Consider the following 15,916-nt stretch of genomic DNA (forward strand, 5'->3'; position numbering starts at 1 on the left):
AATAACGACGCGGGGTGGAGCAGCCCGGTAGCTCGTCGGGCTCATAACCCGAAGGCCGCAGGTTCAAATCCTGCCCCCGCAATTATACTTTCTATCAAGAAAGTGATCTGGAACCGTGGTGTAGTTGGCCTAACATGCCTGCCTGTCACGCAGGAGATCGCGGGTTCGAATCCCGTCGGTTCCGCCATTTTTACTCAAGTAACATTTTACACCGTGCCGGTGTAGCTCAACTGGTAGAGCAACTGACTTGTAATCAGTAGGTTGGGGGTTCAAGTCCTCTCGCCGGCACCATTTATTGCATTTACCTCTGAATTTATAATAGAATGTATATTGTAGGTTTCAGATGGGAATACTGAGATACTCTCAGCGAATGTAAGGGATAGCTTATGGCGATCGTGGCGAAGTGGTTAACGCACCGGTTTGTGGATCCGGCATTCGGGGGTTCAATTCCCCTCGATCGCCCCATGTTTTCTTAATGGGGATTAGCCAAGCGGTAAGGCAACGGACTTTGACTCCGTCATGCATAGGTTCAAATCCTATATCCCCAGCCATTTTAGTTTTTAGTTTGAGTCATTAGCTCAGTTGGTAGAGCACCTGACTTTTAATCAGGGTGTCGAAGGTTCGAGCCCTTCATGACTCACCATTATATTTTGCGGTCGTGGCGGAATTGGCAGACGCGCACGGTTCAGGTCCGTGTGGGCTAACCCCCGTGGAGGTTCGAGTCCTCTCGACCGCACCATATATTTTGCGGAAGTGGCTCAGCGGTAGAGCATCGCCTTGCCAAGGCGAGGGTCGCGGGTTCGATTCCCGTCTTCCGCTCCAATATTTTCGCCCTTAGCTCAGCTGGATAGAGCGTTTGACTACGAATCAAAAGGCCGGGAGTTCGAATCTCTCAGGGCGCGGCATTATTTTCATAAGTATCGGGGTGTAGCTCAGATTGGTAGAGCACCTGGTTTGGTAACAGGGGGTCACATGTTCAAATCGTGTCATCCCGATTTTTATATGCGGGTGTAGTTCAATGGTAGAACTTTAGCCTTCCAAGCTAATAGCGTGGGTTCGATTCCCATCACCCGCTTCATGGTAACAACAAAGAGAGCTCTTGCTTATTGCAAGGGCTCTTTTTGATATAGTAAGCTCATATAAGAAAATAGTGGGAGGACTTATGAAAAATAAAATAGAAACGCCAAAGATTCCCCTGGAACTCGAAGACTTATCGTTAACTTTAGAAGCATGGGAGAGTAAAGAAGAAATCAAACATGGACGATTTGCCAATATCTCTATTGAGAATCAGAGCGCCAACCGGGTTTCATTCGATAAAGTGGTTTTTGAGAACGTGATCTTCAGCCAGTCCTCTCTCCCCGAAGTCGAGCTTACTGATGTGATTTTTGATAAATGTGATTTGTCCAATATGGACTTTAACGGTTCTTTCCTCCACCGGACAGAATTTAGAAACTGTAAATTGCTTGGTACTAATTTTTCAAATAGCAGGCTCCAAAATGCAAGCTTTCAGGGCTGTGTAGCTGACCTTTCTTTATTTCGTTTTTCCAAGTTTAAACAGGTGAAGTACACGGAATGTTCTCTGGTGAGTGGCGATTTCTTTCAAGCTACAGCTCAAAAACTGGAGTTTTCTGAATGCAATATAGATCAAGCTCTTTTGTCGGGTGTAAAGCTTAAGGGAGTGGACCTTAGTGACTGTAGCTTTGAAAGGTTAAATGTAGATATTGAGGATCTGGATGGATGCATCATCTCTGATGCTCAGGCCGCCTCTTTTGTTGGATTATTAGGCTTAATTGTGAAGTAAGTTTGATTATGCGAGTGATCTTTGTTTAAATGAAGAGATCAATGAATGTACAATATCATGCTTTCACTGATAAAAAGGAGGCGGATTATGAAAAGGGCTCTGGTTATTGGAGGAAATGGAACATTAGGCAAGGCTGTTGTTGCGAAGCTTCAGGAATATTCCGTTGAGGTCATTACAGCTGGCAGGCAATCCGGGGATTACCATGTAGATATGACCTCGACTGAGAGTATTACATCCCTCTTTGAAACGGTAACTAATATTGATTATGTCATTGTTGCAGCAGGCCAGACCCATTATGCGAAGTTGGAGGAGCTGACTCCTGAGAACAACATGATTAGTGTGCAGGGGAAATTACTCGGTCAAGTGAACATCGTCTTGATTGGGCAGCACTACATCAACGATAAGGGAAGCTTTACGCTGGTCAGCGGCATTATACAGGACCATCCCATTCTGAAAGGCGCATCCAGTGCTATGGTCAACGGTGCAATTGATTCGTTTGCCAAAGCAGCAGCGTATGAGTTGCCGCGAGGTATACGTCTGAATTCGGTTAGTCCTAACCTGTTTGTTGAATCCGCAGAGAAATATAAGGGTGTGTTTATTGGATTTAATCCGGTTCCTGTGGAGCGGGTCGCCAATACATTTATTCAGAGTGCACTTGGGATCGAAACAGCCCAGACCTTTAAAATATATTAACTGTATGGAATATTAAATAAAGGAGATCAGCAGAATGTTCCTGCTGATCTCCTTTTGTTTTGGGTTTTCGTTTCATTAAGAACAAAGACATGTCCATTTTGCTCGTTGTCTCATAAACCGCTAGATACCATACTTAGACATATACGGTATGGATAGCAACAACCACTTAGTATCTTTCCAAGATAAGCTGAGTTTTCAGGCCATCGGCTGGAATGAGCCAGTTTTTGTTTTCCAACACTTGCATCAGTTGGGTACGCAGTCCCGAAACAGCTGTAGAATCTGCTGTTTTGAACGAAATCTCTACGATATTCTCTAGACCTGTGCCTGCTGCGTTACGAATCGGCCATACTTCAAGGGTGAGTTCCTGTCCATTCCATGTGCCTTCATAACGTTGGAATGTTACTGGGCCGTAGGCACGGGATGCCGTGAGTTGTTGTTTACCCCAGTTGGAGGCGGACCAGTTTTTTAATTTGCCAGGCAGCTTGTCCAACAACATGCTCAAGGCTTCCTGCTGTGATGGAAGTTGTACGCCTGTAGCTTTGGTATCCACCTTTTTAGTGTTGGAGAAGCTCAATGTTTGTTTGCCATATCCCCAGTCAATTTCAGCCTCGTAGTTATCATCTGACGCATCAAATCCCTCTTGGTTAGCCAGAGTCAACGCCGCATTCACATCACCATTGATGACAGGATAGCGCTTTTTATAAGTCAGTTCATAATTATTCTTGTCATCCTTCTTCCGAAAACGTACATCCCACCCTGCTTGATTCAGATTGAGTGCATTGGTGTCGAAGTACTCTGCGCTAATGTTTCTTGCTGTGGAGCTCAAGCCAAGCGTCTGAATGACTTCACTGCGTGGTGTCCCATCTGTGTTCAATACCAGCTCCGGCTTAGCCAGGAACTTCACTTCATAAGCAGGAACGGCGTTGGCTGCTGCAGAAGCCTGCGGTGCTTCCAGAAACGTCAGTCCACTTCCCAATGTCACGATGCTCAGCATGAATGAGGCGGTTACCTTTTTCCATTTTTTCAAAACCAATCACTCCCTAGGCTGGATTAACGTACAGACCCACTTTATCGTCCGAGTATATGAAAGCGATTAAATAGAAGGACTCGTTGCGTTAACCCTGCATAGATTTGATGAATGCCAAACGATAGTTTATATGGGATAGCAGGATCATGAATTAAAAAGAGAGAGGCTGTGGCTCATGTCCCGCAGTACTTCCTTGAAGCGGTTGACCTGGACGGAAGGATGACGATCTTTGTTGTGGACGGTATAAATATGCCGCGGAGCCTGCTCCCCTGGAATGGGGAGGACCTTGATCAGTCCATGCTGCTCTTCCCACTGTACAGCCATTCGTGACATGAACGAGATATGACCGCCGAGTAGAACCAACTGCTTGATCGCTTCCAGAGAGTCCATCTCAACGGTGCTTCGCAAACGAATATCATGCTGATCCAGCCATTGGTTCGTTAAACGTCGAGTGCTGGATTCATCCCCATGCAGTGCAAAAGGAACCTGTGCCATATGCTCAGGTTTCAGCACATCCCTCTGAGCCAAGGCATGCTGTGGTGAGCAGATTAATACCAGATCGTCTTCACACAGCGTTTCTGCTTGCAGTACCGGACCTACAAACGGCTCTGAAGAGATAACACCTAGATCAATCTGGTGACGAATCAGCATTTCGCGGATAACGGGTGAAGGTTTAACCGATAACATAATTCGAATACCGGGGAATTCCTGAGAAAATGTATTCAAAATAGGCGGCAGCAGATACGTTGCAGGTACATAGCTCGCTCCAATGTGCAGGGTGCCCCGATAGAGGCTGTCATATTCCTGTACTACCCGGCGTGCTTCCTGGGTCAGGGCATTGATTTTGACGGAATAGTGTAAAAGGGCTTGTCCAGCCTCGGTGAGAAAAGTCTTTCCACTACGCGATTCGAATAATCGCACCCCCATCTCTTCCTCCAAAGACTTCATATGAAAGGTAACGGTAGGTTGCTTGATGCCGAGAAGCTCGGCCACGCTGGTCATATGATGATGCTTATCAATGAGTTCAACAATTTGCAGTTTAATCAGGTTCAACGAATCCAACACTCCTCTCCGGTAACTTTGAATCACCTTATATAGATTTAATCTATGAAGATCAACAGAATTCATCTAAAAAGTTAATTCCAATTTTACATTTCTAACATACAACTCGCGAAAGCGGACGTTAGACTGAGAACAGTACAAGAAGACAGGCAGGGATGCTTATGAAAATGGAAATTAGGGGAATTCAAAAATCATTCAATCGCACTCCCGCGCTGCTGCCCACGGATTTAACACTCCAGCATGGACAGTTTACGACGCTGCTCGGCCCATCCGGCTGCGGCAAAACGACGTTGCTGCGCATGCTGGCAGGGCTAGAGCAACCGGATGCGGGAGAAATCGTCGCGGATGGCAAGAGTTTTTACTCGGCGACGAAGCGAATAGATGTACCGACACATAAGCGTAATCTGGGCATGGTGTTTCAGGATTTTGCATTATGGCCGCATATGACAGTATACGAAAATGTGGCGTTCGGCCTGAAGGCCGGAAAGCAGAAATCTGATCTGCGCCAGAAGGTGACCGAAGCACTTGGCATGGTTCGCCTGCAAGGCATGGAGGATCGTTATCCTCATCAGCTGTCGGGAGGACAGCAGCAACGGGTTGCTTTTGCCAGAGCGGTAGCAGTAAGACCGGGGATTATTCTGTTCGATGAGCCGCTAAGTGCACTGGATGCTGTGCTGCGGGAAGAGATGCGAATTGAGATGATGTCATTGGTACGGGACATGGGACTGACAGCGTTGTACGTCACCCATGATCAGGTTGAGGCGATGTCGATGTCCGATGAGATTGTGGTGATGGAGAAGGGGCGTATATTGCAAAAGGGGAACCCGGAAACGATCTACGCATCACCAAGCGATCCTTTTGTTGCTTCGTTTATCGGAAAGTCCAATTGGCTTACGCCTAATCAGTCCATGGTGAGACCGGAACATGTCTCCTGGAGCAAAACAGGTCATGACGATCTGTGTTATCAGGCGGTAGTGCTCAGCGTCAGTTATGTAGGAGAGCGTTATGAAATTCGGGTGCAGATGGAGGGGCTGGGTGTATGGACAGCCTATCTGGATCGAAGAGTACGCGTAGGGGAGAAGGTTCAGCTCTATGTAGTCCCGGAGCGGATCTGCCGAATGAACGGACAAGACACTCCGATTGTGAAGCCGAGAGAGTTCATTGCAGCAGCCAACTGATCATGATGAGCATACAGCGTGAGTTTACAGAAACGTGAATACAAATATAATCAGAAACCAAGGGAGATGGAATGAAAATGTTGGGTATGAAAACACGGAAAAGAAGCGCAATGCTGTTATTATCAGCGGTAATGAGCATCAGTTTGTTCGGATGCAGCACAGGTAATTCAACTACCGGGAATGCGGGTCAAGCTGCTGGGGAAGGCAGTACGGCTACTGCATCGGCGGAAACAACAAAACCAGCCGGCGGTAAGCTGGTTTTGTACAGTGCAGGACCTCAGAAGCTGGCGGATAATATCATCAGCGGATTTACAGCCAAGACGGGCATTGCAGTGGAGATGTTCCAGGGTACGACAGGCAAAATTCTGGCTCGCATGGAAGCTGAAAAATCCAATCCCGTAGCGGACGTGGTTATTCTAGCCTCTCTGCCTTCGGCACAAGCACTGAAAGCAGATGGTCTGACACTCCCATATCCTGATGCGGAGAATGCAGACAAGCTGAACAAGGACTGGTCGGATGCCGACGGAAACTATTTCAGCTCCAGTGCTTCGGCACTCGGAATTGTCTACAATACGAAGCTGGTGTCCACGCCACCAACCAGTTGGGCTGAGCTGGCAACACCTGCCTGGAAGGACGTTGTGAATATTCCTGATCCTACACTGTCCGGTTCCGCGCTGGACTTCATTACGGGATACCTGAGTGTGAATGGAGATAAAGGCTGGGACTTGCTGGACAGCTACAAGGCGAATGGTGTAGCAATGGCAGGAGCGAATCAGGAAGCACTTGACCCGGTCATTACGGGAGCGAAGAGCATCGTAGCAGCTGGTGTAGACTACATGGCGTATTCCTCTAAAGCCAAAGGTGAACCGCTGGACATCGTATATCCAGAGGAAGGGACTGTAATCAGTCCAAGACCGGCAGCGATTCTGAAATCGAGTCAGAATGTGGAGAATGCCAAGGCGTTTATCGACTACCTGTTGTCTGATGAGGCACAAAAGCTTGTTGCAGATGCTTACCTGATTCCGGGTCGTGAAGACATCGAGGCGACTAACCGGGCAAATCTGAAAGATATTCCGCAGCTTAAAGTGGATTGGAACTGGATGAGTGAACACGGAGATGAGATAGCAGCAAGGTTCTCCGAGACTTTTAAATAAGATTATGTATCTTCCCGAGCAACTTTGAATAAATGTAACGACTGAATATTGAAAGTAATGGAAAGTAAGCAACACAGAGAGTGTCTTGTGGAAGTCATGTGAGGTGAAATTGTAGTGAAACCTGTTGTAGTAGACAACAACCGTATTTTTCGGAGAGTGGGCGTGATTCTGGCCCTCTTTCTGCTAACGATAAGCATTGGTGTACCGCTCTTGCTGATTTTCTGGCAAAGTGTGTATCCGAATGGGCAATGGGATTGGATGGCTCCGATTCGAACCATTACCGGACAGCATTTATCCGGGGTTCTGCTGAATTCCGTCTGGCTGGGGATCTGCGTGGTAGCTGTAACAACGCTGCTGGCATTGCCACTGGCGTGGATGATGGCGAAGACCCGCATGGGTCAGCATCGCTGGGTGGACGTGATCCTGATAATTCCGTTCATGACCCCGCCGTATATCGGCTCCATGGGCTGGATTCTGTTTATGCAAAAAGGGGGATACCTGCAGCAATGGGTGCCTTCCGCTGCGAGCTGGAGTGAGTTGTTCTTCAGCTTCTGGGGCATGGTGCTCATTATGAGCCTGCATCTGTTCCCTTTCCTGTATCTGTTGCTTCGGGATGCAATCATTCGCATTGGAGGCAATCTGGAAGAAGCGGGGGCGGTGCACGGGGGACGTGCGGGATACCGATTCAGACGCATTATTTTGCCACTGCTGTTGTCTTCCTATGGCATGGGGATCATGCTCGTCTTTGTCAAAACGATTGCGGAATTCGGAACACCGGCTACCTTCGGGCGGCGTATCGGTTATTATGTCATGACCTCTGAAATCCACAAGTATATCTCTAGTTGGCCGATTGATTTTGGTAAGGCAACTTCGCTCGCATCGGTGCTGCTGTCGGTCTGTCTGGTGATGTGGTACATGCAGTCTGCCATGAGTCGGAAGTTCACGTACCGTCTGGTAGGGGGCAAGGGGCAGCGATCCAAACGATACTCCCTACGTGGCGGAGCGGGTTGGTTGTGCGGGTTGTATCTCGCGTTGCTGCTGATTCTGTCGGTGGGCATTCCGTATTTCTCCATTATTGCTGCATCGACCATGAAGTTGCGCGGCGCGGGATTGTCCTTCGACAATCTGACGCTGGATCACTACCGGGAATTGCTGTCCTGGGGATCGGTCAGTATGAAAGCAATCGGGAACAGTCTGGGGCTCTCATTAGCAGCTTCGACGGTTGCGGTTATTATCGGTACAGGTTTTGCACTGGCGATTGGTAAATCGTCTTCCTTTATGCAGCGTGTCATTGACCTGTTCAGTCTGCTACCGAATACGGTACCTGGCATTGTCATGGTGGTGGGTCTCATCCTTTTCTGGAATTCACCATGGATGCCGTTCACTCTGTACAACTCGTACGGAATGGTTGTTCTGACGTATGTGGTACTCTTCTTGCCGTACACGGTGCAGTATGTCAAATCAAGCTTCACCCAGATCGACGGAACGTTGTTCCAGGCGGGTCAGGTCTTTGGCGGTAGACCGCTATATATTCTGCGGCGCATTCTTCTGCCTCTGATTATCCCCGGTATGTTGGCCGGGTGGATGATGACATTCACCATCGCCACGCGGGAGCTGGTAGGGTCGTTGTTAATTTTGCCTCCATCGATGCAGACATCGGCAACGTATATTTTTGCTCAATTTGAACAAGGTCAGGTTTCATTGGGAATGGCGATGGCCGTGGTTACTGTCGGCATGACGGTACTGATGCTGCTCGGCATTGAAGTTCTGAATTCGAAGAGAAAGTGGAATGCATCATGATCAAACTGAAGGTATGGGGCGGCGCCGGGGAACACGGGCGCTCTGCCTATCTCCTGAGAGGGAGCCGGGTTCAACTTTTGCTGGATTGTGGCGTGAAAAAAGAAGGAGCCGGCGAATATCCGTTGATTGAATCGGAAATCGTTAAGGAGTTAGATGTGGTTTTGTTGTCTCACGCCCATGAGGATCATTCTGTCGCTATTCCATTGCTTTATAAGATGGGGTATCAGGGTGAAGTATGGACGACGCGGGAAACCAGAGAGCAACTGGACACCTACTTCAGAGCTTGGCGAAGAAATATGGAGCGGGCAGGACACACCCTCCCATACGAAGAAGGCGATGAACAACTGATTCGCTACCGATTTTTGGAGGATGAAGCCGAGGGTGGAATCTGGTTTGAAATGGTTCCTGGCGTCTCGGTGGTGTGGGGGCGTAGTGGGCACCTTGCAGGATCGGTATGGTTCGGGCTGGAAATGGAGGATAAGCGCATATTTTATTCCGGTGATTACACTTCCGAATCCATGCTTTTGCAGGAGGATTGTCCAGCGGATACGCTCTGGCAGGCAAAGTTACCACGTAACAGGCGTGGATTCGATACTCCAGTTAGTCAACGTTGGAAAACGGATATACGAACCGCCGTGAATGGTGGGCATGTCTTGACAGGAGAGCCATCCGCGTCGCAGACTTTTCCTTTTGCTGCATCCGAAGGGGGGTTGCGGTCTCACGTATCAGCAGGTAGAACGGTGCAGCAAGGGGATGCCTATGCCGTATCCAAGGGAGTAGAAGTGATCCATCCATCTTCATCCGGTCTTCTGGATTTGGCGATTATGGATGCTGCCTATGGAACAGATTGCGATACGCAGGCCAACAAGCTGGAACAGCTGGAGCAGGCCATTCATGAGACGATTGCCCGGGGTGGAAAGGTGCTATTGCCTATGCCCTCAGTAGGTCGTGGTCAGGAAATCATGCTGTGGGCACAGCAGCAGTTCCCGGACGTTCCGATTGTAGTGGAACAAGGGCTGGTGGACGGTCTGAAGCAGCTATTACGTGCGCCATATTGGCTAAAGGAAGAGGAAGACCACATTCCGGGCTCTGTAAAGGAAGCGATTGGGCGATTCCTGAGGGGTCATGGATGGGAGATGCCTGTGACAAAGGAAGAGCGAGAGCGGCTACTGCATCAACATGCTGCCTCTTTGTGGTTCATTCCGGACGGGATGATGCAGTCCTCGCTTGCTCGCTGGTACTATAGCCAGTTTGCGGACGATGAACATAATCTGGTACTGCTCACTGGGCATGTCTCTGCTGGCACCTATGCTTACAGGCTGTTGCAGAATCCTGCAACACACGGAGCGTGCGAGGTACGGAAAATTCGTTATAAGGTGCATCAGGGATGGAAGGATGTCGAGAAAATGCTGCATCAGGTTCCTGCAAGGCATACGGTGCTTGTGCATGCGGACCGGGCAGAGACGGATAAACTGAGAGAAGGCTTACTCAGCGAAAAATCAGTCTCGGGGAAAGGGATTTTGCATTCGCTATCTCCTGGAGATGAGCTGTATCTGTAATTTGAATTTGATAAAGATTGGATCTATTGTTAGGGCGTCCCTGTGGACTTCTTTTTGAATGTGGATTTCTATATAAAAAAAGCATGATGAGAAGATATGCTTCTCATCATGCACGGAAGATGATTCAAGGAGAGAATCATCCGGAAATCATCCAATGGCTTTTAAAATTAGATTAGGGCTCGCGCTGAATAGGATGTTCCAGCTCTGAATGGCCCATCAAGCTATCCAGGGCTTCACCGTCTACCAGAATATCGATACTTTCTACTTCATCGTATTGAAACATCGTCTGGGTCAGTGCATCCAATGCAAGCAGCTCGCCACTGGTTCCCAATTTGGCCTCATCCGGGATATGAACATCCAAAGTGACTTTGCCCTCGCCGTACTGTAGGGAGAGCAATTCAACTTTTTCCCAGAGGGATACGAGCTCCGAATCGGTATTGTTTTGTAAAGCTTCAAATGTTTTTTTGTATTTCTCGGAATCGTCCTTGTATTCAATTTCCTGCTCTTTTTTCTCAAGTTCCAGTACCTGGGCGTCTGCGAAATACACCTCAACCGCTTGTGTGTTCATTGTGCCCAGATCCACCTTTGTTTCGGAGGGGTTTGGTGACTGTCCCCCCTGAACAGCAGGTTCGGCCGATCCGGATTCACTGACTGGTTTCTGAGCACAACCAATGCCAACTATCATTAAGAAGGATAAGACGAGTGCACATCCCAATTTCGTTTTCAATGGATCACATCCTCCAGCATATTTACATTATGTTTTATCATTTAATTTATACCCAGATATTCCTTAATCCCATCTGCTATCGCTTGAGCGGCTTTCATCTGAACAACATCGGACGACATTAGTTCTTCATCTATAACATTACTCAGGAATCCCACTTCCAAAAGTACTGCAGCCATGGTCGTATCTCTGATCACTTCCAAGTTGCCATTTTTCACACCACGGTCTTTGAGTCCCATGGCTTTAACTAAACGTTGATGAATAATATTGGCTAATTCCTTGCTGCTGCTGCGTTGATAGTAGAACGTCTCTGTACCTGTCGCCTGGGGCGAGGACTCTACATTATTGCCATGGATAGATACAAAAACATCTGCGTTTAATTGATTGGCGAGTCGAACACGCTCCGGGCGAGTGGGATAAGTATCACCGTCACGAGTCATCACCAATTCGATATCCGGTTCATTGAGAAGCAGTGCTTGTACTTTGAGAGCCAATGCCAGATTGTATTCTTTCTCGGGTTTGTTGGTAATGCTGGTTGTGCCTGGATCTTTACCCCCATGGCCTGGGTCGATGACAACGACCTTGCGTCCTGAATCGCCTACAGGAGTTACAGGAACTGTGGCGACATTATCTCCTGTAACATTCAGATCAATAATTAGTTTATCGGCAATCAAGTTCTGGCTGTACTGTACATCCTTCACCTGATTCAATTCAACGACAATTCGAACTTGACCAGGGTCTTGTTTAAAAAGAGAATATCTAACTTCCGTTACATTGGGGTATGCGTCCACATCCAATTTGCCATTCATGTTTTGATTCAACGGTTGCGGTAGATCACCAAACACTGCTCCGGGCAGATCCACGACCAAACGATCGGGATTCTTCAAAGTCGTCATCACGGGTTTGGATTCACCATCCATAGACACAACCAGCTGATTGTTGGCAAATTGGATATCGGTAACACGTGTTAGTGCTGCTGGGTTACCGTTTCCTGAACCGTTGCCCGGCTCAACATTGGGCACTTTACTGGTGTCGGTGTTGATTAAGTATACAATCTTCTCCTTGTTGTTCCATTTCACGTTGAGTCCCATTTGTTCACTGACAAATCGAATGGGTACCACCGTGGTGTTATTTAAAATGAGTGGGGCTGTGTTCAAGGTAACTTGCTTGTCAGCAACCATAGCTTGCTTTTGATCAACGGTTAAAGAAATCGTTTTGTCATTTTGCTGGATCTTTACATTACGTGTATTTTGATTCCAATCCACTTTGAATTTCAAATTTTCGGCAACAACACGAATCGGAATCATAACATTCTTATTCACGATGGTCACCTGAACGTCACTTGGGAGGATTAATTCCTCGCCGTCCAAGAAGATTTTCGACGTGCTTGCAGCGGCATTTCCCTGATGAGGGAGTACAACCAGAAAGAACAGACTTAAAAACAGGAGTAAAATCGTTTTCTTCATTATGCACCTCTACTATTTATCATTACTGTATGGATACTTATCCAGCTGGAACCATTCGGCAAACTCATTACGGCTAATTTTCTTAACAGGCTTCACCTTGTTACTCTCTATGCTATACCTATAAAGTATCATTTGATCAGATGGGTACTCACTGATGTAATCCAGTATTTTTCCGTTTTTTTGCCACAGAATCAGATTGGTACTAATATAATTGGTTGCCCTTGGCAGGTATATAAAGCTCTCTTTCTGAACATTGTAGATGGCTAGTGAGCTCTTGGAGGGATCTCCGTAAGAGAAAGCTATCTGATCTTCGTTGGGTGCCCAGTTATAGGTGGCAATGGTTTCTAAGTTTTTCTTGCCTGCTTTTTTCAATCGTTCATTTAAGTCCGTCACTTCACCCGTTTGAAGGTTAAGCAGCATCAGAGTGTTTCCTGAGCTGCGTTTTGCGTTTACAGCAAGCCATGTATTGGAGTTGGAGGCAACAACACTTGTGATATCGAGCCAATTGTCCTCCAAATCACTCGTTTCAATCGTATGTTTCTGGTTCCCCTTGGTGACGACAATGGATTGAATGACGTTTTGTTCAAATGTGGGCTTACCTTCCAACTTCAATGTAGTAGCGGTTAAAGTAATATTTCCTCCTTTCCAGATGATTTTGTTGGTACTGTTGCTCTTTTTAAACGGTTTGATGCTTGAATAGATGGAAGGAGTTACAGAAGTCGTATTAACGGAAAGTTGTGAAATTCGTTCTGGTGCAGCTGGTTTGGCACCAACAATGGATGACGATGTAGCCGTCAATCCCCCCAGTAATAGCACAGTCGAAAACCAAATAGCAGCGTTATTCATCTTGGTATCTCCCTCCGCTGGTGACAGTTTATAACCCTCAATATATCGATTCCAAAATATACCTTCGTTATATAAACGGTAAAATTGTAAAAATGTTTCTTTTTTGATCGTTATTTATCTATTTTTATTCATAGAAAATTTCTTGGGAGCATTCCAGTTTGAGCAAAGACTAGCTAAGGCTGGAATAGTGTAATTAAATTTCATAAAATATTTGACTTGTAAAATTTTATATCATATACTGGGTGAAATTATGGCAGGATGACGTGTTCATCGGGTCTGGCGGGAGGTTGTGAATGGATGGATACAGGCAGCTATCCGATGTGGGAGCAATATCGCTTGAAACGGGAGCATTACATTATTGGACTGATGTCAGGCACGTCCCTCGACGGGACGGATGCGGCATTGGTGCGTATTCTGACAGATGACAGCGGGGCATTGCAAAAGATCGCTCTGGTTGACTTCGTCTGCGTACCGTACTCCAATGAATTGAGAGAAGTGCTAATTCGACTATGTTTACCGGAGACGGCACGTGTGGATGAGCTGACGGCTGCACATTTTGGTGTATCGGAGTGGTATGCTCACAGTGTCAAAGAGCTTATTCGATCCTCAGGAATCTCGTCCGGGCAGGTGGATGCGATCAGCATGCACGGACAGACCGTATGGCACGCACCTGTAGCTTCAGCTTTTCCAGGGCCAGCAGGCGAGAGTCTTCCAGTGGTGTCCACGTTACAGATTGGCGAAAGCGCCGTTGTACGTGAACGAACCGGCCTGCCAGTGGTCGGTAATTTGCGGGCACGGGATATGGCGGCAGGCGGGGAAGGCGCTCCACTAACCCCTTATGCCGATGCATTGATGTTCCGCAGTCCGGAGGAAGGACGTCTGGTGCAAAATATCGGCGGTATTGGCAACGTTACGGTGCTACCATCAGCGTCTTCTAATGAAGGTATTTCGGCTTTTGATACGGGACCTGGCAATATGGTGATGGACGCGATCGTACGCCAGGCGACAGGTGGGCGGCAGCACTATGATCCAAATGGAAGCATCGCCGCACAGGGAAGGTTCAATCAGGATCTGGTAGATCTTTGTTTGGACGATACCTATTTCAAAAGGCTGCCTCCCAAGAGTACCGGTCGTGAAGTGTACGGTGCGGCATATGCAGCACGCTTGATGGAGATGGCTGCTGCGCGTTCCTTATCCCTGGAAGATACGCTGGCTACCGCCACTTGTCTGACCGCGGAGACGATCGTGAGAGCAGTGAAGGATTTTATCCTGCCCAAGGTGCACATATCGGCTATGCTCGCCTGCGGTGGCGGCACTTCCAATGCCACGCTAATGGAGATGATCCGTCAGAGACTGCCGGAAGGTATTCGTTTGGAGCGAACAGCAGACTATGGTATACCGGATGATGCCCGCGAAGCGATTGGATTTGCCCTCCTTGGTCATGAGGCACTTATGGGTAGAGCGAACACGCTCCCGGCAGTAACCGGCGCAAAACACGCCGTCATATCGGGCCACCTGACATTGTAGTGCAGCAAGGCTTTTGAATGAGTTGGTGATGCAAGGACGTTTAATCAATTAGACTCTATTGGAATTATAGGATAAAATGCTTGTACATGAAGGCAGTACGGAAAGGAGGAGCGGATGGAAGGCATGAAAGGTGGACTTGTACGTTTACGCGCATTAATGGATGACTTGACACCGTCGGAACGGAAGATCGGAGCTTACATTCTCGATCATCCCCAAGAGACGGTTCAATCCTCGGTGGCACAGCTGTCTGAACGGAGCGGGGGCAGCCCGGCTGCCATTATCCGTCTCTGCAAGTCACTGGGTGTAACGGGTTTTCAGGAGCTGAAGCTGAAGATTGCCGGAGATTTGCAGACAGGTGAGCAATACCAATATACGGAGATTCGTCCCCAGGACTCCATGGAGAGCATTATTCAGCACGTGTCCGCAAATAATATTCAATCGGTGAAGGATACCGTTCATATTTTGGACCCACGTCTGGTGGAGCAGGCAGTGGATGTGCTTCATCGGGCGAACCGAATCTTTTTCTACGGGGTGGGGGCCTCCAACCTGATTGCGCTGGATGCACACTACAAGTTCATGCGAATCAATCGCACAAGCTTTTCGTTCGCCGATCCGCATATGCAGATTTCGTCCGCAACGACGCTTCGCGAAGATGATGCGGTTGTATGTATCTCGTATTCAGGGGAGACTTCGAACGTGATTTCCTGTCTGAAGCATGCTCGTGAAGGCGGCGCTGCAACGATTAGCATTACCAAGTGGGGGAGCAATACACTCAGTAGTCTGGTGGATGTACCCCTGATGATTACTTCCACCGAAAGCGATATCCGGAGCGGAGCAACTTCGTCACGCATCGCACAGCTGAACGTGATCGACATTTTGTATCTGGCGATTGCCAGCCGCGACTACAACCAATCGGTGGAATATTTGGAGAAGAGCCGGCAGGCTATTCTGGAGCATAAGTGAAGTAGAGCCATATGAATCCCTTTCTGTTTATACAGGAGGGGATTTTTTTGACGGATTATAGCGGCTTTTATAATAAAAAAAAATATTAAAAGAGCCCAGACTAATGTCGGGCTCTT

Annotated in this window: 13 protein-coding genes and 11 tRNA genes; 19 read left to right on the forward strand and 5 right to left on the reverse strand. The window is 47.8% G+C overall.

The genetic code is table 11. From position 1 onward, the window contains the following. The first annotated feature begins 8 nt into the window (after window positions 1-8). The 13 genes from HP548_RS14215 to HP548_RS14275 all read left to right on the forward strand — a co-directional run bounded on the left by HP548_RS14215 (window position 9) and on the right by HP548_RS14275 (window position 2,494). Window positions 9-82, forward strand: a tRNA-Met gene (locus HP548_RS14215). 27 nt (window positions 83-109) lie between these two features. Then, window positions 110-187: transfer RNA gene (locus HP548_RS14220), tRNA-Asp, on the forward strand. A 28-nt stretch (window positions 188-215) separates the two neighbouring features. Further along, window positions 216-291 (forward strand) — tRNA-Thr (locus tag HP548_RS14225). A gap of 98 nt (window positions 292-389) precedes the next feature. Further along, window positions 390-465: transfer RNA gene (locus tag HP548_RS14230), tRNA-His, on the forward strand. Between the two features lie 11 nt (window positions 466-476). Beyond that, window positions 477-551, forward strand: a tRNA-Gln gene (locus tag HP548_RS14235). 16 nt (window positions 552-567) lie between these two features. Continuing rightward, window positions 568-643 (forward strand) — tRNA-Lys (locus HP548_RS14240). Window positions 644-652: 9 nt separating this feature from the next. Then, window positions 653-739, forward strand: a tRNA-Leu gene (locus HP548_RS14245). 8 nt (window positions 740-747) lie between these two features. After that, window positions 748-822: transfer RNA gene (locus tag HP548_RS14250), tRNA-Gly, on the forward strand. A 7-nt stretch (window positions 823-829) separates the two neighbouring features. Then, window positions 830-902, forward strand: a tRNA-Arg gene (locus HP548_RS14255). Window positions 903-921: 19 nt separating this feature from the next. Next, window positions 922-995, forward strand: a tRNA-Pro gene (locus HP548_RS14260). Between the two features lie 9 nt (window positions 996-1,004). Continuing rightward, window positions 1,005-1,075: transfer RNA gene (locus HP548_RS14265), tRNA-Gly, on the forward strand. 87 nt (window positions 1,076-1,162) lie between these two features. After that, window positions 1,163-1,801: a pentapeptide repeat-containing protein gene (locus tag HP548_RS14270; protein WP_099858705.1), complete on the forward strand. Its 639-nt coding sequence runs from the start codon at window positions 1,163-1,165 to the stop codon at window positions 1,799-1,801. An 87-nt stretch (window positions 1,802-1,888) separates the two neighbouring features. Beyond that, window positions 1,889-2,494 (forward strand): short chain dehydrogenase, encoded by a 606-nt coding sequence (locus tag HP548_RS14275; protein WP_076290732.1) that lies wholly within the window; start codon window positions 1,889-1,891, stop codon window positions 2,492-2,494. Window positions 2,495-2,660: 166 nt separating this feature from the next. Here HP548_RS14275 and HP548_RS14280 read toward each other — a convergent pair whose 3' ends face one another. Further along, on the reverse strand, window positions 2,661-3,521 hold the full coding sequence (locus tag HP548_RS14280; protein WP_175382045.1) for a CYTH domain-containing protein: 861 nt from the start codon (window positions 3,519-3,521) through the stop codon (window positions 2,661-2,663). Between the two features lie 144 nt (window positions 3,522-3,665). Then, complete coding sequence (locus tag HP548_RS14285) at window positions 3,666-4,574, reverse strand: LysR family transcriptional regulator (protein ID WP_076290731.1); 909 nt, start codon at window positions 4,572-4,574, stop codon at window positions 3,666-3,668. Between the two features lie 170 nt (window positions 4,575-4,744). On the opposite strand from HP548_RS14285, the gene HP548_RS14290 reads away from it, so the two are divergent. The 4 genes from HP548_RS14290 to HP548_RS33080 all read left to right on the forward strand — a co-directional run bounded on the left by HP548_RS14290 (window position 4,745) and on the right by HP548_RS33080 (window position 10,274). Beyond that, window positions 4,745-5,761 (forward strand): ABC transporter ATP-binding protein, encoded by a 1,017-nt coding sequence (locus HP548_RS14290; RefSeq protein ID WP_175382046.1) that lies wholly within the window; start codon window positions 4,745-4,747, stop codon window positions 5,759-5,761. Between the two features lie 77 nt (window positions 5,762-5,838). Then, window positions 5,839-6,915 (forward strand): ABC transporter substrate-binding protein, encoded by a 1,077-nt coding sequence (locus HP548_RS14295; RefSeq protein ID WP_175382047.1) that lies wholly within the window; start codon window positions 5,839-5,841, stop codon window positions 6,913-6,915. A gap of 114 nt (window positions 6,916-7,029) precedes the next feature. Next, window positions 7,030-8,715, forward strand: coding sequence for an ABC transporter permease subunit (locus HP548_RS14300; protein ID WP_175382048.1), 1,686 nt, complete (start codon window positions 7,030-7,032; stop codon window positions 8,713-8,715). Continuing rightward, window positions 8,712-10,274: an MBL fold metallo-hydrolase gene (locus HP548_RS33080; RefSeq protein ID WP_246318068.1), complete on the forward strand. Its 1,563-nt coding sequence runs from the start codon at window positions 8,712-8,714 to the stop codon at window positions 10,272-10,274. The genes HP548_RS14300 and HP548_RS33080 overlap by 4 nt, the downstream gene beginning before the upstream one ends. Before the next feature lie 172 nt (window positions 10,275-10,446). Here HP548_RS33080 and HP548_RS14310 read toward each other — a convergent pair whose 3' ends face one another. Genes HP548_RS14310 through HP548_RS14320 form a run of 3 tightly spaced genes read right to left on the reverse strand, consistent with a single transcriptional unit; the run spans window position 10,447 to window position 13,310 of the window. Further along, window positions 10,447-11,001 (reverse strand): GerMN domain-containing protein, encoded by a 555-nt coding sequence (locus tag HP548_RS14310; RefSeq protein WP_083679029.1) that lies wholly within the window; start codon window positions 10,999-11,001, stop codon window positions 10,447-10,449. A 41-nt stretch (window positions 11,002-11,042) separates the two neighbouring features. Continuing rightward, window positions 11,043-12,464, reverse strand: a complete 1,422-nt coding sequence (locus HP548_RS14315; protein WP_076290728.1) for an N-acetylmuramoyl-L-alanine amidase family protein — start codon at window positions 12,462-12,464, stop codon at window positions 11,043-11,045. Window positions 12,465-12,476: 12 nt separating this feature from the next. Then, window positions 12,477-13,310, reverse strand: coding sequence for a hypothetical protein (locus tag HP548_RS14320; protein ID WP_175382049.1), 834 nt, complete (start codon window positions 13,308-13,310; stop codon window positions 12,477-12,479). 297 nt (window positions 13,311-13,607) lie between these two features. On the opposite strand from HP548_RS14320, the gene HP548_RS14325 reads away from it, so the two are divergent. Next, the gene (locus HP548_RS14325; protein WP_175382050.1) at window positions 13,608-14,837 is read left to right on the forward strand and encodes an anhydro-N-acetylmuramic acid kinase; all 1,230 of its coding nucleotides are present in this window, start codon (window positions 13,608-13,610) and stop codon (window positions 14,835-14,837) included. Window positions 14,838-14,960: 123 nt separating this feature from the next. Next, the gene (locus tag HP548_RS14330) at window positions 14,961-15,800 is read left to right on the forward strand and encodes a MurR/RpiR family transcriptional regulator (protein ID WP_175382209.1); all 840 of its coding nucleotides are present in this window, start codon (window positions 14,961-14,963) and stop codon (window positions 15,798-15,800) included. Window positions 15,801-15,916 lie beyond the last annotated feature (116 nt).

The organism is Paenibacillus taichungensis, from assembly GCF_013359905.1.
Lineage (GTDB): Bacteria > Bacillota > Bacilli > Paenibacillales > Paenibacillaceae > Paenibacillus > Paenibacillus taichungensis.